19 protein-coding genes are annotated in these 21,505 nt (G+C 45.6%); 16 read left to right on the top strand and 3 right to left on the bottom strand.

The genetic code is table 11. The features are described from left to right. Positions 1–9 precede the first annotated feature (9 nt). The 6 genes from DW183_RS02925 to DW183_RS02900 all read left to right on the top strand — a co-directional run bounded on the left by DW183_RS02925 (position 10) and on the right by DW183_RS02900 (position 8,533). On the top strand, positions 10–831 hold the full coding sequence (locus DW183_RS02925; RefSeq protein WP_118280702.1) for a carbohydrate ABC transporter permease: 822 nt from the start codon (positions 10–12) through the stop codon (positions 829–831). Further along, positions 824–1,654: a carbohydrate ABC transporter permease gene (locus DW183_RS02920; protein WP_178010200.1), complete on the top strand. Its 831-nt coding sequence runs from the start codon at positions 824–826 to the stop codon at positions 1,652–1,654. The genes DW183_RS02925 and DW183_RS02920 overlap by 8 nt, the downstream gene beginning before the upstream one ends. Before the next feature lie 57 nt (positions 1,655–1,711). Further along, entirely contained in the window at positions 1,712–4,732 is a 3,021-nt protein-coding gene (locus DW183_RS02915; protein WP_118280560.1) for a glycoside hydrolase family 2 TIM barrel-domain containing protein, read from the top strand. A gap of 69 nt (positions 4,733–4,801) precedes the next feature. After that, positions 4,802–6,814, top strand: a complete 2,013-nt coding sequence (locus tag DW183_RS02910; RefSeq protein WP_118280559.1) for a beta-galactosidase — start codon at positions 4,802–4,804, stop codon at positions 6,812–6,814. Next, a complete protein-coding gene (locus DW183_RS02905) occupies positions 6,811–7,323 on the top strand; it encodes a hypothetical protein (RefSeq protein WP_118280558.1) in 513 nt (170 codons plus the stop codon). Before DW183_RS02910 ends, DW183_RS02905 begins: the two co-directional genes overlap by 4 nt. A gap of 37 nt (positions 7,324–7,360) precedes the next feature. After that, on the top strand, positions 7,361–8,533 hold the full coding sequence (locus DW183_RS02900) for a galactokinase (protein ID WP_118280557.1): 1,173 nt from the start codon (positions 7,361–7,363) through the stop codon (positions 8,531–8,533). Between the two features lie 70 nt (positions 8,534–8,603). Here the strand turns inward: DW183_RS02900 and DW183_RS02895 are convergent, their stop codons facing one another. Continuing rightward, positions 8,604–9,506 carry a PucR family transcriptional regulator gene (locus tag DW183_RS02895; RefSeq protein ID WP_118280556.1) on the bottom strand — a complete coding sequence of 301 codons (903 nt, stop codon included), beginning with the start codon at positions 9,504–9,506 and terminating at the stop codon, positions 8,604–8,606. A 198-nt stretch (positions 9,507–9,704) separates the two neighbouring features. Here DW183_RS02895 and DW183_RS02890 point away from each other — a divergent pair, with 198 nt between their 5' ends. The 6 genes from DW183_RS02890 to DW183_RS02865 all read left to right on the top strand — a co-directional run bounded on the left by DW183_RS02890 (position 9,705) and on the right by DW183_RS02865 (position 15,861). After that, positions 9,705–9,938, top strand: a complete 234-nt coding sequence (locus tag DW183_RS02890; RefSeq protein WP_118280555.1) for an HPr family phosphocarrier protein — start codon at positions 9,705–9,707, stop codon at positions 9,936–9,938. A gap of 38 nt (positions 9,939–9,976) precedes the next feature. Next, on the top strand, positions 9,977–11,089 hold the full coding sequence (locus tag DW183_RS02885; RefSeq protein WP_118280554.1) for an ABC transporter ATP-binding protein: 1,113 nt from the start codon (positions 9,977–9,979) through the stop codon (positions 11,087–11,089). Positions 11,090–11,240: 151 nt separating this feature from the next. Then, positions 11,241–13,298, top strand: coding sequence for a DHH family phosphoesterase (locus DW183_RS02880; RefSeq protein WP_118280553.1), 2,058 nt, complete (start codon positions 11,241–11,243; stop codon positions 13,296–13,298). After that, entirely contained in the window at positions 13,295–13,741 is a 447-nt protein-coding gene (gene rplI / locus DW183_RS02875) for a 50S ribosomal protein L9 (RefSeq protein ID WP_118280552.1), read from the top strand. The genes DW183_RS02880 and rplI overlap by 4 nt, the downstream gene beginning before the upstream one ends. 1 nt (position 13,742) lies before the next feature. Further along, positions 13,743–15,080 (top strand): replicative DNA helicase, encoded by a 1,338-nt coding sequence (gene dnaB, locus DW183_RS02870; protein ID WP_118280551.1) that lies wholly within the window; start codon positions 13,743–13,745, stop codon positions 15,078–15,080. 106 nt (positions 15,081–15,186) lie between these two features. Then, entirely contained in the window at positions 15,187–15,861 is a 675-nt protein-coding gene (locus tag DW183_RS02865; RefSeq protein ID WP_118280550.1) for a helix-turn-helix domain-containing protein, read from the top strand. Positions 15,862–15,934: 73 nt separating this feature from the next. Here DW183_RS02865 and DW183_RS02860 read toward each other — a convergent pair whose 3' ends face one another. Continuing rightward, positions 15,935–16,141, bottom strand: coding sequence for a DUF1858 domain-containing protein (locus tag DW183_RS02860; RefSeq protein ID WP_118280549.1), 207 nt, complete (start codon positions 16,139–16,141; stop codon positions 15,935–15,937). Positions 16,142–16,309: 168 nt separating this feature from the next. On the opposite strand from DW183_RS02860, the gene DW183_RS02855 reads away from it, so the two are divergent. Continuing rightward, positions 16,310–16,480, top strand: coding sequence for a DUF362 domain-containing protein (locus DW183_RS02855; RefSeq protein ID WP_118280548.1), 171 nt, complete (start codon positions 16,310–16,312; stop codon positions 16,478–16,480). A 137-nt stretch (positions 16,481–16,617) separates the two neighbouring features. Here DW183_RS02855 and DW183_RS02850 read toward each other — a convergent pair whose 3' ends face one another. Further along, on the bottom strand, positions 16,618–17,370 hold the full coding sequence (locus DW183_RS02850) for an adaptor protein MecA (RefSeq protein WP_118280547.1): 753 nt from the start codon (positions 17,368–17,370) through the stop codon (positions 16,618–16,620). A gap of 209 nt (positions 17,371–17,579) precedes the next feature. On the opposite strand from DW183_RS02850, the gene DW183_RS02845 reads away from it, so the two are divergent. The 3 genes from DW183_RS02845 to DW183_RS02835 all read left to right on the top strand — a co-directional run bounded on the left by DW183_RS02845 (position 17,580) and on the right by DW183_RS02835 (position 21,448). Next, positions 17,580–18,884 carry a serine/threonine protein kinase gene (locus DW183_RS02845; RefSeq protein ID WP_118280546.1) on the top strand — a complete coding sequence of 435 codons (1,305 nt, stop codon included), beginning with the start codon at positions 17,580–17,582 and terminating at the stop codon, positions 18,882–18,884. Further along, positions 18,877–19,452 (top strand): hypothetical protein, encoded by a 576-nt coding sequence (locus DW183_RS02840; RefSeq protein ID WP_118280545.1) that lies wholly within the window; start codon positions 18,877–18,879, stop codon positions 19,450–19,452. The genes DW183_RS02845 and DW183_RS02840 overlap by 8 nt, the downstream gene beginning before the upstream one ends. A 238-nt stretch (positions 19,453–19,690) precedes the next feature. Continuing rightward, positions 19,691–21,448 (top strand): glycosyl hydrolase family 18 protein, encoded by a 1,758-nt coding sequence (locus DW183_RS02835; protein WP_118280544.1) that lies wholly within the window; start codon positions 19,691–19,693, stop codon positions 21,446–21,448. Positions 21,449–21,505 lie beyond the last annotated feature (57 nt).

The following is a 21,505-nucleotide window of genomic DNA, read 5'->3' as shown; positions in this document are numbered from 1 at the left end:
GCAGCGATCATGATCGCAGTCTTTAGTTTTTGGCCGATGGTTCAGGCTTTCATTACATCATTTACAACAGGAACCGGTGTCAACCAAAAGATGGCGGATCCTATATTTTACAACTACACACGTATGTTTGCCGACAGGACATTCCTTCGTTCTGTAGGTAATACATTCCTTTATTTGGCGATCGAAGTGCCGGTCATGTTAGTTCTGGCAATTCTTTTGGCACAGTTACTGAACAACCGAGACCTCAAATGTCGTGGACTTTTCCGTACCATGGTATTCTTACCATGTGCGACATCACTCGTATCTTATGCATTGATCTTCAAATCACTCTTTGCATTAGATGGACTGATCAACACGATCTTTGTCAATCTTGGTATCCTTGAGACCAACTACAACTTCCTTGGAAATACCGGAAGTGCAAGAGCCATCATCATTATCGCACTGATCTGGAGATGGACGGGTTACAACATGGTATTCTATCTGGCAGGACTTCAGAATATCGAATATTCCGTATACGAGGCAGCCAAGATTGACGGTGCCAACGGATGGAAGACTTTCTGGAAGATCACAGTTCCGCTTTTGATGCCGACCATCGTTATGACAGTTATCATGTCAATCAATGGTACCTTACAGTTGTTTGATGAATCTGTAAACTTGACACAGGGTGGACCTGCATATTCAACCATGACCATGTCACATTACATTTACAACAATGCATTTGGTCAGGGTGTTGGTAAGTTTGGATATGCATCAGCAATGTCCTTCTTCATCTTTATTTTGGTTGCTATCCTATCTGCAATCAGTATGAAAGTAGGTGATAATCGTGACTAATAAAAAGAACTCTTCCGCTATCCAGCGTAGATTGATACCAACTTATATTTTTCTGATTATCGTATCCTTTATTTCGGTATTCCCGTTATACTGGATGATCGCAGCAGCAACCAACCGTTCTGTCGATGTTGCAAGAGGTAAGATCACTTTTGGCTCTTATGCCTTAGAGAACTTCCAAAATCTGACATCCCAGACAGATCTGTGGGGAGCACTTGGAAACTCTTTCCTTTATGCGATCGTACAGACAGTCGTAGCACTTTTTATCTGCTCTTTGGCAGGATTTGGTTTTGAATTGTACCACGACAAAGGTAAGGATAAAGTATTTTCTATCCTGCTTCTTGCAATGATGATCCCACAGGTGGCAACCATGATTCCACTCTTTAAGATGATCTCATCTGCAGGACTTTTGAATACGGTATGGGCATTTATCTTACCAAGTATTTCCACACCGTTTTTGATTATGATGTTCCGCCAGAACTCACGTAACTTCCCGATTGATATCATGGAGGCAGCGCGACTGGACGGATTGTCAGAGTTTCAGATCTACTTCCGCATGTATATGCCGGTCATGAAGTCAACCTATGCAGCAGCAGCGGTTATCACCTTCATGAACGCATGGAACGCTTATCTTTGGCCAAAGGTTGTTATGGCTGATACCAGAGCACAGACCATGCCAATGTTGATCGCCAACCTGGCAAGTGGATACACAGTAGATTATGGAATGCTTATGATGGGCGTATTGTTCTGCTCCATCCCAACCATGATCATCTTCTTCGTATTGCAGAAGCAGTTCGCAGAAGGTATCACAGGTTCTGTAAAATAAGTTTGGCAAGTCATACTTGCTATGATGTTTGATTAAAGTTAAGTGAAGGTAATGAATATGGCAGAATTTCGATATAGTATCATAAAAAATCCTGAAATCTTTATGGAAAATCGTTTGCCGGCACATTCCGATCATGCATATTATCGCAGTGAGGAAAGTGCCCTGGCAGGATGCTCTGATTTCAGGGAATCATTAAACGGTATCTGGAAATTCTCCTATGCAAAAAACATCTCATCTGCGATCGTAGGCTTTGAGAAAGAGGACTACGATTGCAGGACTTGGGATGATATCCGAGTGCCGGCACATATTCAGATGGAAGGATATGACACACCGCAATATGCCAACACCCAGTATCCATGGGATGGAAGACAGGCAGTTCTGCCGGGAGAGATCCCGGAGGAATTCAATCCAGTAGGGTCATATGTCAAATATTTTGAAGTGCCGAAGAGCATGGAGAATGGTCCGGTATATATTTCTTTCCAAGGTGTAGAAAGTGGTATGGCATTGTGGCTGAACGGCCATTATGTTGGATACAGTGAAGATTCTTTCACACCATCTGAATTTGAACTGACACCGTATCTTACAAAGGGCACCAACAAATTAGCCGTACAGGTCTACAAGTGGACGGCAGGTTCTTGGTGTGAGGATCAGGATTTCTTCCGATTCTCCGGTATTTATAGGGATGTTTATCTCTATACGATACCAAAAGTTCATATTCGCGATATGAAGTTAAAGACTGTCCTTGACAATGAGTACAAGGATGCTGTCTTACAATTAGATTTAGAGGCTACCGCAGATGGCAAGGCAGAGATCTGCCTGTCAGATGATGAGGTAGAAATGGTCATGACGGGGGACCTTACCAGGGGATCCAACCACATGGAAATGCCAGTTAAGAGCCCGTCTCTTTGGAGTGCAGAGGATCCTTATCTGTATGATCTGACCCTCCGTGTCACAGATCCGGCAGGAGTTTTAGAGGAAGTGGTAAAAGAACGGGTAGGTTTCCGCAAGTTTGAAATGAAGAACCGTATGATGCATATCAACGGCAAACGTATCGCATTTTACGGTGTCAACCGTCATGAATTCAGTGCAGACCGTGGCAGAGCCATCACGGAGGATATCATCTTAAAAGATATCATCACCATGAAGCAGCACAATATCAATGCAGTCCGTACCTGCCACTATCCAAATCAAAGCGCATTGTATCGTCTTTGTGATGAATATGGATTGTATGTGATCGATGAGACCAATCTGGAAACGCATGGAACATGGAATGCACACCAGATGGGACTGGTTGACAGAGATTTTGTTGTACCGGGCGACAGACCGGAATATCAGGAGTTGATCTTAGATCGTGCCAGAAGTATGTTCGAGCGCGACAAAAATCATCCGTCTATTGTGATCTGGTCTTGTGGTAATGAGTCCTTCGGTGGCAAGGATATCTTAGAAATGAGCAAGTCCTTCCACAAATGGGACGACACCAGACTGGTACATTATGAAGGTGTCTGGTGGGATCCGCGTTATCCGGAGACAACGGACATGGTAAGTTCCATGTACACACCGGCAGCAGAAATTCGGGAGTATTTAAAGAAGCATCGTGACAAGCCGTATATTCTTTGCGAATATACACACGCTATGGGCAATTCCTGTGGTGCGATGCACAAATATACAGACCTTATGGAAGAGGAGCCTCTTTTCCAAGGGGGATTTATCTGGGATTATATCGACCAGTCGCTGACAAAGAAAGACCGCTATGGCAATGAATTTCAGGCATACGGCGGTGACTTTGGTGAGCGCCCGTGTGATTACAATTTCAGTGGCAACGGCATCTGCTATGGCAAGGACAGAGATCCATCGCCAAAGATGCAGGAAGTCAAGTATAACTATCAGCCGATGGCGATCGAGATCCATGACCGGATCGCGACCATCCACAACAAAAATCTCTTTACCAACACGAATGTATATGATGCGATCGTGACGCTGGAAAAAGAGGGGCAGTTTGTGGATCAGCAGGTCATGACCATTGATGTAGAGCCATTGGGAAAGAAGAAGATCGAATTGGACGTTTCGGTTCCGACAGACGGCGAATATGTATTGACCTTATCCTTTATATTGCGCGAGGATACCCCTTGGGCAAAGAGAGGACATGAGGTGGCATACGGGCAGGAAGTGCTCGGGCATATGCCGGAGGCAGTACCGTCCGACAGACCATATCAGGTGACAAGAGGCTGGCATAATGTTGGTGTTAAGGGACAGGATTTTGAAGTTTTATTCTCTATCTTACACGGAGGACTTGTTTCCTACCGTTATGGTGGCGTAGAGTTGTTCAAGTCCATTCCAAAGCCAAACTTCTGGCGTGCCCTGACTGATAATGATGTAGCAAATCTCCTGCCATTTCGGGCAGGACAGTGGAAGATTGCAAGTATGTATTCTTCCTTTAAATATGAACACGGACGTGCAGCAACCGACTGCACGATTGATGAGGCAGAGAATCATGTGACCATCACCTATACCTACCATTTGCCGGTCAAACCACAGATGGATTGTCAGGTGGCATACAGTGTCTATGGTGACGGCGAGGTCAAGGTTGCAATGACTATGGATCCATCCGCTGAAGTTGGCGAGTTGCCGGAGTACAGCATGCTCTTTACCATGGATGCAGATTATGACAATCTGACATGGTACGGCTTGGGACCGGAAGAGACCTATGTCGACAAGCGCCATGCAAAATTGGGACTTTATAGCAATAAAGTGGCTGACAATATGGCAAAATATCTGGTTCCGCAGGAATGTGGCAACAAAGTCGGTGTCCGCTATGCAAAGGTGACAGACGAAAAAGGCAGAGGACTTTTATTCCGGGGCGATAAGTTACATTTTTCAGCCCTGCCGTACTCGCCGCATGAGTTGGACAATGCCCTGCATGCGACAGAACTTCCACTGGTACATTACACCTTTATCCGTGTCGGCTTGGAGCAGATGGGTATTGCGGGAGACGATACCTGGGGCGCATTGACGCATCCGGAATATCTGATCGACAACAGCAAAAAATTAACATTGACATTCTCTTTCCGAGGCATATAGAAAAGAGAGTTTTCAGCAAATGCTCTCACGAAGGTGGGAGCATTTGTCTTTTGGGAGAAGGAGGAATTTATGGACTTGGACAAGGTTTTATACGGAGGAGATTACAATCCGGAGCAGTGGTTAGACCGACCGGATATCTTGGAAGAAGATATCGCCATGATGCAGGAGGCGCATATCAATACGGTAACGCTGGGAGTGTTCTCCTGGTCGACCTTAGAGCCGGAAGAAGGAAAATACAACTTTGGCTGGCTGGATACCATCATGGATCGTCTGGATCAGGCTGGCATATCGGTCATTTTGGCAACGCCATCCGGTGCCAGACCACAGTGGATGGCAGAGAAATACCCAGAGGTGCTCCGTGTGAATGAGAGGCGTGAGCGTGCTCATTACGGCTATCGCCACAATCACTGTTATACCTCCCCGATCTATCGTCAGAAAGTGCGTGCCATCAATATGGAACTGGCAAAGCGCTATGGCAAAAGAAAGCAGGTCATTCTCTGGCATATTTCCAATGAGTATGGTGGGGAGTGCCATTGCCCACTCTGTCAGGAGGCTTTTCGTAACTGGGTAAAGGACAAATATAAGACTGTGGAGGCACTCAATCAGGCATGGAGTACGACTTTTTGGAGTCACACTTACCAGTCTTTTGACCAGGTGGAGAGTCCGTCTCCACTGGGCGAGACCATGTTACACGGCTTAAATCTGGACTGGAAGCGCTTTGTCAGCGAACAGACCGGAGATTTTATTGCGGAGGAGATCAAGGCGATCCGTGATGCGGGATCGGATATTCCTACTACCATCAATATGATGCATGATTTTTATGGGCTCAACTATCACCAACTGGCAAAACTGATCGATGTAGTGTCCTGGGACACCTATCCGACCTGGCACAAAGAACAGGAGATCCTGACCGCTACGGACAATGGATTTTGGCATGATTTCATGCGTTCTTTGAAGAATCAGCCATACCTGATGATGGAATCCTGCCCGTCCAGCACCAACTGGCAGTCGGTCAGCAAACTGAAAAGACCGGGCATGCTGGATGCGCAATCCATGCAGGCGATCGCGCATGGATCTGACAGTGTGCTTTATTTCCAGATCCGCCAGAGCCGGGGAGCATCTGAGAAGTTCCATGGTGCTGTGATCGATCACTATGGCGGCAGGGATACCCGCGTCTTTAAAGAAGTGACCAAGGTGGGTGAGGAATTGGGAGCCATCCGCGAACTGGTCGGATCGACCACCCATGCGGATGTGGCTGTGATCTATGATATTGAGAACCGCTGGGCAATGGAAGATGCACAGGGACCTAGAAACAAGGGGCTCCACTATGTAGAAGCCGTGCAAAAGTCCTATTATGCTTTCCGCAAACTTGGCTTAAATGTAGATGTGATCAATATGGATCATGCCTTTAAGGGATACAAGATCTTAGCGGCACCAATGGCATATATGTTCCGCGAGGGCTTTGCTGAAAGAGTCCGTGATTTTGTGGCACAGGGAGGTATCTTCATTACGACTTATCATTCCGGCATTGTGGATGCGACCGACCGCTGCTATCTGGGAGCAACACCGGCAGGACTTACAGATTTGCTTGGACTGCGCCAGACCGAGATCGACGGCTTGTATGATGGAGAGACCAATCAACTGGTGCCGGAGGACCGCAGTATTTTTGCAAACCAGATCTCATACGAGAGCAAGTATCTGTGCCAGTTGATCGATGTGACCAGCGCGCGTGTGCTGATGACCTATGGCACGGATTTTTACCAGGGACAGCCGGCTGTGACTTTCCAGCCTTATGGCATGGGCTATGGCTACTATATTGGGGCGGATGTGGAGCAGTCATGCTACGACGATCTCTACAAGCGTATCGTGGAACTTTCCCGCGTGTGCAAGCCGTTTAACTACATCCCGGAGGGCGTGGAAGTGACAACGCGCAGCAAGGAAGGATGCGATTATGTGATCCTGCAGAACTTTTCTGCCATGAATCAACATGTGGAACTTGGCGAGGGCGAGTTGCTTTTGGGTAGTCGGAGTGGTAAAATATCACCTTACGAGACTATTATCTTACGGAGGGATAAAAAGTGATCTACCAGGATGTATATATAGAAAAATCTGTCCATAGAAAGGCACCGGCGGTTACCAAGATCTACAATGTGCTTATGATCATGATCACGATCTTTATGGCACTCAATTTTGTTTTTGTAGATTACAGGGTGTTTGGTATTCCCTTGATCGTTATGATCATTGCCTGCTATTTTGTGACGCAGAATACCAAGATAGATTTTGACTATACCTATACCAATGGTATTTTGGAGATCACCAAGATCAAACGTAAGACCAAGCGACAGGAGTTGATCTCCTGCGAGATGAAGGACCTGGTTGTGGTTGCCCGTTCCAAGACAGAGCCGGTACAGCCATACATCGGACGAAATATGAAGACTTACGATTGTCTTTCCCATGACCCGGCGGTGACTTATTATACGATGATCATCCGGGATCCGGATATGGGAAATGAGATCAAGGTCTTGTTTGAGCCGGGAGAGGATCTGCTGGAAGCAATGCAGCGGATCTCACCGGACAAGGTACATATATAAGCATATGAAATAAAAGCAAATGGAAGGAGAAAAAGGCATGGACGCAAAGGATTTGCGAGCAAAATTTGTAGAGATCTACGGAGACGGTGGAGATATCCGCGAGTATTTTGCACCGGGACGTGTAAATCTGATCGGAGAGCATACAGACTATAATGGAGGTCACGTTTTTCCATGTGCCCTTACCATCGGTACTTATGGTGTAGCAAGAAAGAGAGAGGACGATAAGATCCACTTCTTCTCAGCAAATCTGGAGGATTGCGAGGTTGTGGAAGTATCTTTGTCAGACCTTAGTTACCAGACAAGATACAGTTGGGCAAACTATCCGCTGGGCGTTGTCTGGGCATTTGACGGCAAGGGCAAGAAGATGACACAAGGCTTTGATATGGCGATCTGGGGCAATATCCCAAACGGATCCGGACTTTCTTCTTCTGCATCCTTAGAGGTATTGACCGGAACTATCCTGCGTGATCTTTATGGATTTGCTGATCTTTCTATGACAGATCTGGCTTTGATCGGTCAGTATTCTGAGAATAATTTCAATGGTTGTAACTGCGGTATCATGGATCAGTTTGCCGTTGCCATGGGCAAAAAGGATTGTGCGATCTTCCTTGATACGAGCGACCTTTCCTATGAATATGCCAAGATTGCATTGCCGGATGCCAAGATCGTCATTACCAACAGCAAGGTAAAGCATAGTCTGGTGGACGGACAGTACAATAAGCGCCGTGAGGAATGTGCAGAAGCCTTGGCACAGTTGCAGACGGTCGTTGATATCCAGAGTCTGGGCGAATTGGATAACGAAGGCTTTGAAAAATACAAGGATGTTATCACTGATGAAGAATGTAAAAAGCGTGCCCGCCATGCGGTTGCAGAGAACCAGCGTACCATTGAGGCAGTTGCTGCTTTAAAAGATAACGACGTAGAAAAGTTCGGCAAACTTATGAATGCATCCCATGTATCTCTGCGCGATGATTACAAGGTATCCTGCGAGGAGATCGATATCTTGGTAGATCTGGCATGGTCTATCGACGGTGTGGTTGGATCCCGTATCACCGGAGGTGGCTTTGGTGGCTGTACCGTCAGCATTGTCAAGAATGATGCAGTAGACGCCTTTATGGAAAAAGTTGGTGCCGGATACAAGGAAAAGACTGGTATTGATGCAGAATTTTATGTGGTAGACATCGGCGACGGTGCCAGAAGAACCGTATAAAAAATTACATAGAAACTATAGAAATCCCGGACAGGTTCTTTGCCTTGTCCGGGATTTTTTAACTATATGTTTACTGATCGCTCTTATGTATGAGATAGGTGGAGATCATGAGCGCCATTTTACAGATGACGGCATCATCAAACTTGCGGATATCCAGCCCGGTCAATTGCTCGATCTTGTCCAGGCGGTAGATCAGGGTATTGCGGTGGAGATAGAGATTTCTGGCGCACTCTGCAATGCTAAGACCCGAGTCCAGAAAGGTATGGATGGTGTGCAGGGTCTCATCATCAATATCCGTCAGGTGGAGCCCGTGGAAATGATCGTGCAGATATTCTTCACAGGTCTCGACCGGCAGTTGATAGACCAGTTTGCCAAGCCCCAGATCCTGCGCCCAGTGGATGTGCTCCGTATCGGAGAAAATATTGCCGATCTCCATAGCGGAGGAGATATTGAGAAAAATACCCGGCAACTGGTCTAAGGATGTGGCGATACGGTCATAGGCAAAATGCAGGGAGATCATGGCTTCTGCCTCCAGAGTGCCCTGCATATCAAAGAGCATCTGGCGCAGTGTCTCCTGGGAGGATTCCTGCGGTAACTGGCGGATGAGCGCTATATGACATTCATCGGTCTGGATCAGAGTATCCGCACCGGAGGAGAAGAACTGGGCAAAGATAGACTGCTCCATGGATGAGATCGGTTGTCTGGTCTCCATGAGGACCGGGAAAAAGTAGCCGTTCTTTTCCAGATGAAAGCGGTGGATCCCCTCGGCGATCTCCTGATCAGATAAAAGCCCCAGCAAAAGTCCGCGCAAAAAGCCCTCCTTGGATGTACTGCTGTGCCCGGCACGGAGCATATTTTTTAAGGTGATGAGCAATTCTTCATCATCGATCTGGCTATCCGTAATGGAAAAACGGATGCCTGTCTGATTTTGTATCTGGTCTAATAATTCCTCAATTTCTTCTGCGCTTGTCATGATCTCTCCTCGTTCAAAATCCTCTGTATTTTTATAGATATTTTAACGTTTGTGCAAGCACTTCGTCAACCAAGTTAAAGTGACGAACATCCCTTGTTTATTTTGGTTAGTTTAACGATGACAGGTGGGAGGGGATTTCCTATAATAAGTTCATGAGTTGGCGAATAGTGCTTATACCAATCAGAAAGGAGATTTCGTATGACTTCAGTTACTGTTAATATCAATTCTATTGACAAGGTAAAGCGCTTTGTCAGTGCAATCACATCTTTTGACAATGATTTCGATCTGGTATGCGATCGTTATGTGATTGATGCAAAGTCTATCATGGGTATCTTCAGTTTGGATCTTTCCAAGAACCTGACACTGAATATCCAGAAGGATGACAATCTGGATGCTGTTTTGGCAGCCATCGATGAGTTCATCGTAAAATAATGACAGAAGATTTTTAGTATTGAAGAGAGGTTTTTATTATGGCAAGCATTTCATTAAAGAACATCAACAAAGTATATCCAAATGGATTCCATGCGGTTAAGGATTTCAACCTTGATATCGAGGACAAGGAATTTATCATTTTCGTAGGACCATCTGGATGTGGTAAGTCTACTACCCTTCGTATGGTAGCAGGTCTTGAGGATATTTCCAGCGGTGATCTTTTGATCGACGGCAAGCGTATGAATGACGTAGAGCCAAAGGATCGTGATATTGCAATGGTATTCCAGAACTACGCTTTGTATCCACATATGACCGTATATGACAACATGGCATTCGGCCTGAAACTTCGTAAATTACCAAAGGCTGAGATCGATCAAAAGGTTCGTGAAGCAGCCAAGATCCTGGATCTGGAAGGTCTCTTAGACCGTAAGCCAAAGGCTCTTTCCGGTGGACAGCGTCAGCGTGTTGCCATGGGTCGTGCGATCGTTCGTAATCCTAAGGTATTCCTTATGGATGAGCCACTCTCCAACCTGGATGCAAAACTGCGTGTGCAGATGAGAATTGAGATCTCAAAATTACATGAGAAATTAGGCGCAACCATCATCTACGTTACACATGATCAGACCGAGGCTATGACACTTGGTACCAGAATCGTTGTTATGAAGGATGGTGTTGTTCAACAGATCGATACACCACACAACTTATACAATAAGCCACAGAACTTGTTCGTTGCAGGATTTATCGGATCTCCACAGATGAACTTCATGGATGCTAAGATCGCTGTCAATGGTGAGACTGTTACAGCACAGGTGGGAGATGCTAACATCACAGTTCCGGCTGGAAAGGCAAAGGCTTTGATCGAAGGCGGATATGACGGCAAGACCGTAGTTCTCGGTATCCGTCCGGAGGATATCCATGATTCCCAGATGTTCATTGAAGCATCACCAAACAGCGTGATCGAAGCAAAGATCCGTGTATATGAATTACTTGGTGCAGAAGTTTTCCTGTATTTCGATTATGCAGGCACACAGGTTACAGCCCGTGTAGATCCAAGAACGACGGCAAAGCAGGGCGATCATATCAAGTTTGCGCTTGATATGGAGCATGCACATTTCTTTGATAAGGAAACAGAATTAGTGATTACTAACTAATCTTTTTCTTATATATCTTCCTATCTTATATGATGATACCCTCGGAGCGATCCGGGGGTATTATTATTCTACCCACAAACATAAAAAGTGTGTTATACTATAGGACAAAGCATCATGCCATAGGTGGCTGATACAGATAAGGGAGAATATTATGGAGACAATAAAATATACCGGCAAATTGCAGCGATACTTTCGGGCACCGATCTATATGATCATCTTGTTTGTTGCCGGGGATGTCCTGGTCTACCTGCAAAATATCAAGGCGGGGGCATTGGTTTCGGTCTGCATCATCATTTATGCAGCCATTGCCCTTTGGTACTACCGTACCTGTGCTGCGAGGCTGAATGAGGAGATTATCCATTTTGCGACGCATTATGGGACGGTGCAAAAGGAACTGCTGAACAAGTTTCAGATTCCTTATGCACTTATGGATTACACAGGAAAGGTCTTGTGGGTCAACGAAGAATTCGCGCGCGTGACCGGCAGGGACAAGCATTACAACAAGTCCATTACTTCTATCTTTAAGGAGATCACCCGTGAGGAGATCCAGAAAGCGGTCAATGACAATTTTTCCGTGGAACTAGAATTTGGCGACCGCAAGTATGCGGCAGATATGCAGCGCCTGCAATTCCATGAAGACCAAGATGCGGATGCCATGGAGATCATGACAGAGGCAGACAATTTCAATTCTCTGATCGCACTTCTCCTGTTTGACCAGACAGAACTGGATTACTACAAAGAAGAAAACGAAAAGCAGAAATTGGTCGTCGCTTTAGTGCATATTGACAATTATGAGGAAGTCTTTGATTCGATCGAGGAAGTCAAGCGCTCTTTGCTCACGGCGATCATTGATCGAAAGGTCAATAAGTATTTCCAGAATGTAGATGCTATTGTCCGTAAACTTGACCGAGATAAGTTTATGGTACTCTTCCAGCAGCAGTATCTGGCAAAGTTGGAGGAGGACAAATTCTCCATTCTGGAGGATATCAAGTCGACCAAGGCAGGTAATGAACTGGAGATCACACTGAGTATGGGCTTTGGTATCGGTGGCAATTCCTATGTGCAGAATGCAGAGTTTGCCCGTGTAGCGATCGATCTTGCCTTAGGACGTGGCGGATCGCAGGCAGTCATCAAGAATAATGGCGATGTCTCATACTATGGTGTGCGTGGTAAGGAGATCGAGCGAAATACCCGTGTCAAGGCGCGTGTCAAAGCACAGGCTCTGCGTGAGATCATGGAGACCAGAGAGCAGATCATCATTATGGGGCATCCGATCGCTGATGTCGATTCCTTTGGTGCGGCAGTCGGTCTGTATTGCGCGGCGCGTGAAATCCGAAAGAATGCAAGGATCGTCTTAAATACCGTGACAAGTTCCCTGCGCCCACTGGTCGAGTCTTTCTCAGAGGAAGCAGGCTATCCGGCGGATATGTTTATCAATTCCGAGCAGGCAGAGGAAATGGCAGACGCACAGACGCTTGTGATCGTCGTTGATACCAATCGTCCGAGTTATACGGACTGTCCGCGGCTTTTGGAGATCAGCAAGTCCATCGTTGTATTTGACCACCATAGACAGGGAAGTGAACAGGTCGTCAATCCAATCCTTTCCTATATTGAGCCGTATGCATCTTCTGCATGTGAAATGATCGCGGAGGTTTTACAGTATTTTTCCGAAAAAGTACATTTGAAATCAAACGAGGCAGATTGTATCTATGCCGGTATTTTGATCGATACCAACAACTTTATGACAAAGACAGGTGTGCGTACCTTTGAGGCTGCGGCATATCTGCGTCGCTGCGGTGCCGAGGTTACCCGTGTGCGAAAACTTTTGCGTGAGGATATGGCAGCCTATAAGGCGAGAGCCGAGATCATCCGCCATGCCGAGGTTTACCGGGGGCTCTTTGCGATCTCCATCTGTGAATCGCAGGAGTTGGAAAGCCCTACCGTTGTAGGAGCCAAGGCAGCCAACGAACTTTTGAATATCGTAGGCATCAAGGCATCTTTTGTACTGACGGAGTTCCAGCACAAGATCTATGTGAGTTCCCGTTCGATCGATGAGATCGACGTGCAGCAGATCATGGAGCGTCTGGGCGGCGGCGGTCATCTGAATGTCGCAGGTGCACAGATCGAAAATGCCAGCGTGGAAGAAGTCAAACGCAGAATCGAAGATATTCTGGATATTATGATAGATGAAGGAGAGATCAAACTATGAAAGTGATTTTATTACAGGATGTTAAGTCTCTTGGAAAAAAGGGAGAGATCGTCAATGTAAGTGAGGGCTATGCCCGCAATATGCTTTTGCCGAAAAAGTTAGGCGTAGAAGCAAACAATAAAAATTTGAATGATCTGAAATTACAGAACCAGCATGCCGATAAAGTAGCACAGGAAAATCTGGAAGCGGCACAGGCAATGGCAAAGAAGATCGAGGACTGGCTGGTTGAGACCAAGATCAAGACAGGCGAAGGCGGAAGAACTTTTGGCTCCGTTTCTTCCAAGGAGATCTGCGCGGCAGTCAAGAGCCAGTACAATGAGACGATCGACAAGAAAAAGGTGCATTTGGAAGAACCGATCCGTGCGCAGGGCACCTATGAGGTCAAAGTAAAATTGCATCCACAGGTAACAGCAGTGATGCGCGTACACGTATCAGGAGAGTAGCATGGAAGAAGCACTGATCAAAAGAACAATGCCTAATAGTCTGGAGTCCGAACAGTCAGTTGTCGGCTCCATGATTATGGATCGTGATGCGATCCTGACGGCATCTGAAATTTTGACAAAGGATGATTTCTATCATCAGCAGTATGGCGTCTTGTTTGAAGCCATTGTAGAACTTTATAATAGCGGACAGCCGGTGGATCTGGTCACCCTGCAGAATAAGTTGCGGGAAAAGGATGTGCCGCCGGAAGTGGCAAGTCTGGAATATATCAGTGATCTGGTCGCAGCTGTGCCGGTGACGATCAATGTGGCATCCTATGCCCAGATCGTCAAGGACAAAGCTCTGCTCCGTCAGATCATCAAGGTCAATCAGGAGATTGAAAACGATTGCTATAACGGCAAGGAGAGCGTGACGGAGATCTTGGAAAAGACAGAGCACGATATTTTTGCCTTAGTACAAAATCATGGAAATTCCGAGTATGTCCCGATCCGGCAGGTCGTTATGAATGCCATCCACAAGATCGAGCAGGCATCCAAGCAGAAGGGAACGGTTACCGGTATCCCGACCGGATTTATCGATCTGGATTATCAGACCGCCGGATTGCAGCCGTCCGATCTGATCTTGATCGCAGCGCGTCCTTCTATGGGTAAGACGGCGTTTGTTTTGAACCTGGCACAGTATGTTGCCTTTCACGAGGATCTGTGTACTGCCATATTTTCATTGGAAATGTCAAAGGAACAGTTGGTAAACCGTCTGTTCTCTTTGGAATCCCGCGTGGATGCACAGAAACTGCGTACCGGTAATCTGCAGGAGTCTGAGTGGGAAAAATTGATCGAGGGTGCCGGTATCATCGGTAATTCCCATTTGATCATTGATGATACGCCTGGTATCAGCATTTCGGAACTCCGCAGTAAGTGCCGTAAATACAAGATGGATCAGGATCTGCGTCTGATCATCATTGATTACCTGCAGTTGATGAGCGGTTCCGGTCGTTCGGAATCCAGACAGCAGGAGATTTCTGAGATTTCAAGATCCTTAAAGGCGCTTGCCAGAGAACTGAATGTGCCGGTCATTGCCCTGTCGCAGTTATCCCGTGCGGTGGAACAGCGTCCGGATCACAGACCTATGCTTTCGGATCTGCGTGAATCCGGAGCCATCGAGCAGGATGCCGATGTGGTAATGTTCATTTATCGTGATGATTATTATAATAAGGATACCGAACTCAAAAACATTTCAGAGATCATTGTAGCCAAGCAAAGAAACGGCCCGATCGGTACGATCAATCTGGCATGGTTGCCGGAATACACGAAGTTTGGCAATTTAGATCATACCCAGCAGTAAGATGTCGAAATCTTACGATTAGATTTGCTTGTCCGCCTTTCTGTAAGCGTTTATACTGGAATTATACATAGAAGAGAGCAGTATACATACAGGAAGGACTGGTTTTTTGGAAAAGGCACGTTATATGATCTCGGATGCGGCGCGCATGGTGGCATTGGAACAACATGTGCTGCGCTACTGGGAAGATGAACTGCAGTTGGATATCCCGCGCAATGAGATGGGGCATCGTTACTATACAGATGAGAACATCAAGGAAATTCTTCGTATCAAAGACCTGCGGGAAAAGGGCTATCAACTCAAAGCCATCCGCATGTATCTGAAAAAGGAAAAGCGCAACGAGGAAAAGGAGCAGGAAGCCAGAAAGAACCACGTGGACATTGATGGATTTGTCACCTTGACCTCTTCTAAAGACCTGGGGCTGGGAGAAGATATGGATGCTGAGCCTGTCGCAGATGCGGCATCGGATCCGATACATCCGGTCAGCCGGCGGGAAGACAGTCAGGTGTCTGCAGAAGCGCAGCAACAGGCACGCATCAAGATCGAGCAGTTTCAAAAACTGATGACAGAGATCGTGGCAAATGCCATGCGTGAGAATAATGACGCGCTGACGACCTATGTGGAAGAGCGCATTTTAAAAGAAATGAATTATCTGATGCAGGAGCATTATCAGTTGGAAGAAGATCATTATAGGAAATTGGACGAAGTTATCCGTAGCAGCCTAAAGCGCAAGCGGAACCGTGGTGTTAAGTGGCTGCTTCCGACCAAGAAATCAGAAAAATAGAGAACAGAAAAATAGAGAAAATAAAAGGGCGGCGCCATGAGAGATCATAGCGTCGCCTCTTTGTGCTTACTGATTAGCCCTGTGCTTCTAAGAAGTTGTTGATCTCGTCTACCAACATATCAGGGTCAATACCGTGTACCATAGCAGCCTGCTCGATAGTCTCCATCTGAGATGATGGGCATCCCAAACAGTGCATGCCGATATTTAATAAAATTGGTGCTACATTCTCATCGATCTGTAACAATTCACCAATCATAGTTGACTTATTTACTCTAGCCATGATCCTTATCCTCCTTATTTTTGATGGTGTTATTATAATGCCTTTTTTTGCCTTTTGCAATTCCTAATCTTGTTTTTAAATAAGAACTTGTCTTTTTAAAATAATTGATTTATTATGTGGTTACAGCAGAGTGCTGAATAAACAACAAGGTGATTGGAGGAATTTATAATGGCATACGTAATTTCTGATTCATGTGTAAGTTGTGGAACATGCGAACCTGAATGTCCAGTAGGTGCTATCTCTCAGGGAGACAGCCAGTTCGAAATCGATGGATCTGCTTGTGTTGAATGTGGCACATGCGCAGGTGTTTGTCCTACAGGTGCTATCTCTCAGGAGTAATCTTTAGATAGTTACATAACACAGACAAAGCAAAAGGCGTCCGCGTAAGCGGGCGTCTTTTTTGGTTCTATGAAGCAGTCTACGCAACGTAGATAAAAAGAAAAGGTGGTGGATCAAAGATCCATCACCTTTTGCATTTACAGTTTCGCTAACATACCAAGAGCATCGTCCGGGATGATCAAGGTGTAGTGTTCTTTGAAGTAAGCATCCTGTCCGACAGAAAAATCTGCCTGTGAACCATACTCGGTCAGGATATTGCAGGCCTTGTTGAAATCTTCCGGTGTGTGATCGCTCTTGCTGATGATCAGATAGAAAACATCATCCGAAGGACTCTTGTATAAGGAGTTGCGTCCATGGTAAAAATCACCAAGGACATGTGACAGGCGGATCATATCATCAAGGGATGAGAATACAAACAACTTGGTGATGTCGACCGGTACGGAGATCTGGCTGGCATCCGGCAGACTGGCATCTGCGGACTTGCCGATACGGGCTGCGGCTTCTTTTGCCTTGGAAAAGAGGGACAAAATATCGTCTGCCGCGGTTGGCGGATGTGGCATGGCGTCATCATAAGAATCCATGTCAAAATCATCCGAATCCATATCCTCTGAAAAATGAGAGAACCGGGTATCCAGTTCCTCAGGGTATTCCACCTTGGTCACTATCAATAAAATGGAGTCAGCGGTAAGTGGAACGGCCTCGATCATCAGAGGAATGTCCTCCGCATCAAAGCCGAATTCGTAAGAGGCTTTCTCCATCATCTCGCGAAAAAGAGATTTGGCTTTCTCTGTGCCATAAGCGAGTTCACTTAATTTTAAGTGCCTGCTATCGAGATCTTCTCTGGTAAGGGTGCAGCGAATCTGGTTATCGTTTACTTTTTCAATTTTCATAAGATCACATCCTTTACAGAAAATTAGGTAAACTTATACCTATACACATTATAAACAATGAAAAATACAAAGTAAAGAAAGCAAAGTATTAAAAATGTCTAAAAATGTTAAAAAAGTATAAACAATGTAGAAATGTCTTGCGTTTCAAAAAGGAATTTGCTATAAAATATGCAAGAGATGCTTTTCCGGTTCTAGGGAGGAGCATATGAATGTCATATTTTCTATCTGATCGCTACGAGACGCAGGACGTTTTGTATGAGACGTCGCATACGCGGGTAGTGCTTGTCAGAGCATTAGATACCGGTGATTTACATGTTATCAAGGGTATTAGAAAGGACCCGACTACACCGGAACATTTTTTTCTTGAAGCAAGTCTGCTACAGGATCTGAGTCATCCTGGAATTCCCATTCTACTTGAAACAGAAGAAGATGAATCATATTTCTATATCGTAGAAGAATATATTTATGGAGATTCCTTAGATCAGTATTTGCTTTATCATCAAAACATTTCCCAGGATACATTTTTACAATTTGCCATGCAGTTATGTGAGATCATAAGATATCTGCATACGCATGATCCATATCCTATTTTACATTTGGATCTGAAGCCGGATCATATTATAGTATGTGGCAATCAGTTGAAATTAATCGACTTTGGCAATGCAAAGATTCTTACCAGTTCGGGAAATGATTTCCAAAATTTTGGAACAAAAAAATATGCTGCACCGGAGCAAAAGCATGGTGGTGCGGTGGATCAAAGAACCGATATATACGGTCTGGGCAAAATCTTTTCTTATATGCTTTTATTTTTGCCAATGCAAAAACGTTTGCGGTTCTTTGGACTTGTCACCCGGATGCTTCGTTATGACAAAGGCAGGCGCATCACAGACATAAGTCGCGTGCAGGATCATCTGCAAAGGGTGTGGCAGAAAAACAAAAAAGAAAAGAAGAACAAAAAGCATCTCTTAAATCGTATCGCTGTTGTAGGAAGTGAGAGTGGTGTGGGGGCGACACACGTGGCTGTGGCACTGGTCTGTTATTTGAACCGGGCGGGGTTTTACGCGTATTATAGGAATGAAACAGAAGCGCCGACACTCGAACGCATGCTGCAATACAATATGGCTTGTATAGGACAGGATGGAATGATATATCACGAATTTTTCCGGGGCTATCTGGATGATGGACCGGCACTCGCCAAGGGCGAACCTCCCTATGGGATACAGGTCATAGACTGTGGATGCAGGACAGACGTCACGGCAGGTGCGACTATCTATGTCTGTAGTGGCAGAGTCTGGCAGAGACAAGAAAAGGTATTGGCGGAAAATATGATCCTCGTGGGAAATCATTTCTCACGGCAGGAAGCCGGGCAGTATGCAAGGGTGCAAAAGAAACGTATGTATTTGTTTCCATGGCAGAAAAATCCGTTTCATACGACACTGGCGGTACAAAGACTTTTTTCAAAAATGATAGAGAGGGAGTTGTTATGTGAAAAAAAGAAGCAGGCAGATGCCTAAAAAAGTAATGGGGTTCTTTGGCACAAGGGAGGGAGTGGGCTGTACGCATATGGCGCTGAGCGTAGCAAATTATCTGCACTCAGTGGAAAAGTGGGAGGTAATGTACTTGGAATTGGGGGATTTCAGTCATTTATATCCCATGTTTTCGGACCGAGTCGTAGAGAAAAGCGGCGATATCCTCTATGCCTATCAAGGGGTATTCTATCTGATCTGTCCCAAGGAGAAAGAGGCTTTACGCCTATTGGATGCTTTCGACGGGATGATGGTCATTGACTTTGGCAGATTCGCAAAGGAAAATCCACTTTTGGAAAGCAGATGTCAGCGCAGAGTTCTTATGGGCGGCTTACAGCCATGGGAACGCGAGGCTTATGCGACATGTATTGAAAAAAATAAAAAGAAAAGCGACATGGCGCAAATGGAATACTATAGCAGGCATGTAAATAGAAAGTCGCAGGTCTCATTTGCAAAAGAAAACGGCGTGTGGGTCAGACCAATGCCGGACATAGCAGATCCTTTTTCGTTGGAGGAAAAAGATATTTACTATTTGAAACAGTGGTTACAGAAGTGATCACACAAGAAGGAGGAGGTAAAGCACCGAACGAATAAGCAAATGACAAAATGTTGTTATCCTTATGTTTGAAAGGAAACAAGAATGCTAATACAGTAAACACGAAAAAAGATGAGGGCGTATCTGATAAAGAGGTGCGCCCTATTTGTTATGTGGCTTTTCTTGGCAGATGACATAGCACGACAAGATGTGCTATAATGAATGCAAATTTGCACACAAATGACCATTGGAGGGTAGAATGGACAAAAGAGATAGAAGAAAAGTGGGCGGCGGCAGCCGGAAGCATGAGCGAAAGAACCAGCAGATACCGAATCATATTTATCTGCTCGCAATCGCCTTTCTACTTTTGGTCGTCGTGGGGATGATCTTTGTTATCCGCAGATACACGCCGACCAAGGAGCATATGAGTCTGAGCGATTACTTTACTTTGACCGAGGAAAATCAGGCAGCCGTTATCTTAAATGGCGAATATAAAGAAGTCTCGGACAGCGATGATGCGATCTATGCCATTGCGACAGACCAGGGCATTTATCTGGAGATCAGTTTCTTAAAATCCAATCTGGATGACGGCTATGTTTACGATACGACGGAGGGAGTCCTGCGTTATGTGACAGATCAGGATGTGGTCTCTGCTTCCTTAAACAGTGATGCCTACACGGTAGGAAAGTCCAGAGAATCTCTGGGCAAAGACGTTGTTGTTTCACAAAATGGCGCTTACTTTGTGTCAGCGGATTTTGTCAAATTATATACCGATATGTCCTTTGAACTTTTTGACAGTCCAAACCGCGTCGTGATCGAGACGGCAGGCTATGAGAAAAAGGTTGCAAGCCTCAAACGTGATGCAGCACTGCGCCGTTTCGGCGGAGTCAAGAGCAAGATCTTAAAGGATGCGAAAAAGGGCGATCAGTTGACGATCTTGGAAAACTATGGCAAATGGAGCCATGTGCTGACAGAGGATGGTGTTCTGGCTTGTGTCCAGAACAGGCGCTTATCCAAGTCGGAAAAGCAGACGGTAGAGGCGACGCTGCCGGAGCGTACTTACAATCATATCACCGTCAAGGATCCGATCGTTATGGGCTGGCATCAGGTGACATCCCAGTCTGCCAACAGCGGCGTGTCACAGGTGGTGGCGGGCACAGGCCTCAATGTCATTTCACCGACCTGGTTCTCGCTCAGCGACAATCTGGGCAATATCAAGAGTCTTGCCAGCAGCGATTATGTGACTTATTGCCACCAGAACAACATTCAGGTATGGGGCTTAGTCAGCAATCTGGAAAATAAAAATGTCGACACGACAACGGTACTGAATACGACTTCCTACCGGGATAGTCTGGTCAACAACCTGATCACACAGGCGATTTCCTATGATCTGGACGGTATCAATGTCGATATGGAGGCGCTCAGTGTTTCTGCCAAGGATGGCTATATTGAGTTTATCAAGGAATTGTCCATCAAGTGCGAAAAGAATGACATTATCTTATCGGTAGACAACTACGTGCCTTCCGCATCCACTGCTTTTTATAATAGAAGCGTGCAGGCAGACTATGCAGATTATATTGCGGTCATGGCATATGATGAGCATTATGTCGGTGGTGATGAGGCGGGATCCGTCGCATCCATCGGTTTTGTGGAAAAAGGTGTAGCGGATACTCTGGAAGAAGTACCGGCAGATCAGATCATCTTAGGCATGCCTTTCTATGCCAGAGTGTGGGCGCAGTCCGATAGCGGTCTGACCAGTTCGGCATACGGTATGGAAGATATGCAGTCTTTCCTCAATCGCAATCAGGCAACGAGCACCTGGTCAGAGGAAGCAGGTCAGTATTATGCCGAATTTACGGAAGGTGACACGACCTATATGGCATGGATCGAGGATGCGACTTCACTTTCCAAGAAGTTAGACGTCATGAAAGAAAATAAACTGGCAGGTGCATCCTTCTGGAAACTTGGCTTCGAGACAAAGGATACCTGGCAGACCATAAAGACTTACTTTAAATAAAGCCAAACAGACTGTCATTACATATTTCTATTTTTGACACCATATATTATAAAAAAC

The sequence above is a fragment of the Roseburia sp. AM16-25 genome, assembly GCF_003473825.1.
GTDB classification, from domain to species: Bacteria; Bacillota; Clostridia; order Lachnospirales; family Lachnospiraceae; genus Pararoseburia; species Pararoseburia lenta.
Note: the sequence above shows the minus strand (reverse complement) of the source record. Positions and strands in the feature narration are given on the sequence as shown.

Bases quoted from the DNA above. Each gene is read 5' to 3' on its own strand.
- DW183_RS02925 (WP_118280702.1), top strand. From the start codon at position 10: ATGATCGCAGTCTTTAGTTTTTGGCCGATGGTTCAGGCTTTCATTACA.
- DW183_RS02915 (WP_118280560.1), top strand. From the start codon at position 1,712: ATGGCAGAATTTCGATATAGTATCATAAAAAATCCTGAAATCTTTATG.
- DW183_RS02910 (WP_118280559.1), top strand. From the start codon at position 4,802: ATGGACTTGGACAAGGTTTTATACGGAGGAGATTACAATCCGGAGCAG.
- DW183_RS02900 (WP_118280557.1), top strand. From the start codon at position 7,361: ATGGACGCAAAGGATTTGCGAGCAAAATTTGTAGAGATCTACGGAGAC.
- DW183_RS02895 (WP_118280556.1), bottom strand. From the start codon at position 9,506: ATGACAAGCGCAGAAGAAATTGAGGAATTATTAGACCAGATACAAAAT.
- DW183_RS02890 (WP_118280555.1), top strand. From the start codon at position 9,705: ATGACTTCAGTTACTGTTAATATCAATTCTATTGACAAGGTAAAGCGC.
- DW183_RS02885 (WP_118280554.1), top strand. From the start codon at position 9,977: ATGGCAAGCATTTCATTAAAGAACATCAACAAAGTATATCCAAATGGA.
- DW183_RS02880 (WP_118280553.1), top strand. From the start codon at position 11,241: ATGGAGACAATAAAATATACCGGCAAATTGCAGCGATACTTTCGGGCA.
- rplI (WP_118280552.1), top strand. From the start codon at position 13,295: ATGAAAGTGATTTTATTACAGGATGTTAAGTCTCTTGGAAAAAAGGGA.
- dnaB (WP_118280551.1), top strand. From the start codon at position 13,743: ATGGAAGAAGCACTGATCAAAAGAACAATGCCTAATAGTCTGGAGTCC.
- DW183_RS02860 (WP_118280549.1), bottom strand. From the start codon at position 16,141: ATGGCTAGAGTAAATAAGTCAACTATGATTGGTGAATTGTTACAGATC.
- DW183_RS02855 (WP_118280548.1), top strand. From the start codon at position 16,310: ATGGCATACGTAATTTCTGATTCATGTGTAAGTTGTGGAACATGCGAA.
- DW183_RS02850 (WP_118280547.1), bottom strand. From the start codon at position 17,370: ATGAAAATTGAAAAAGTAAACGATAACCAGATTCGCTGCACCCTTACC.
- DW183_RS02845 (WP_118280546.1), top strand. From the start codon at position 17,580: ATGTCATATTTTCTATCTGATCGCTACGAGACGCAGGACGTTTTGTAT.
- DW183_RS02840 (WP_118280545.1), top strand. From the start codon at position 18,877: ATGCCTAAAAAAGTAATGGGGTTCTTTGGCACAAGGGAGGGAGTGGGC.
- DW183_RS02835 (WP_118280544.1), top strand. From the start codon at position 19,691: ATGGACAAAAGAGATAGAAGAAAAGTGGGCGGCGGCAGCCGGAAGCAT.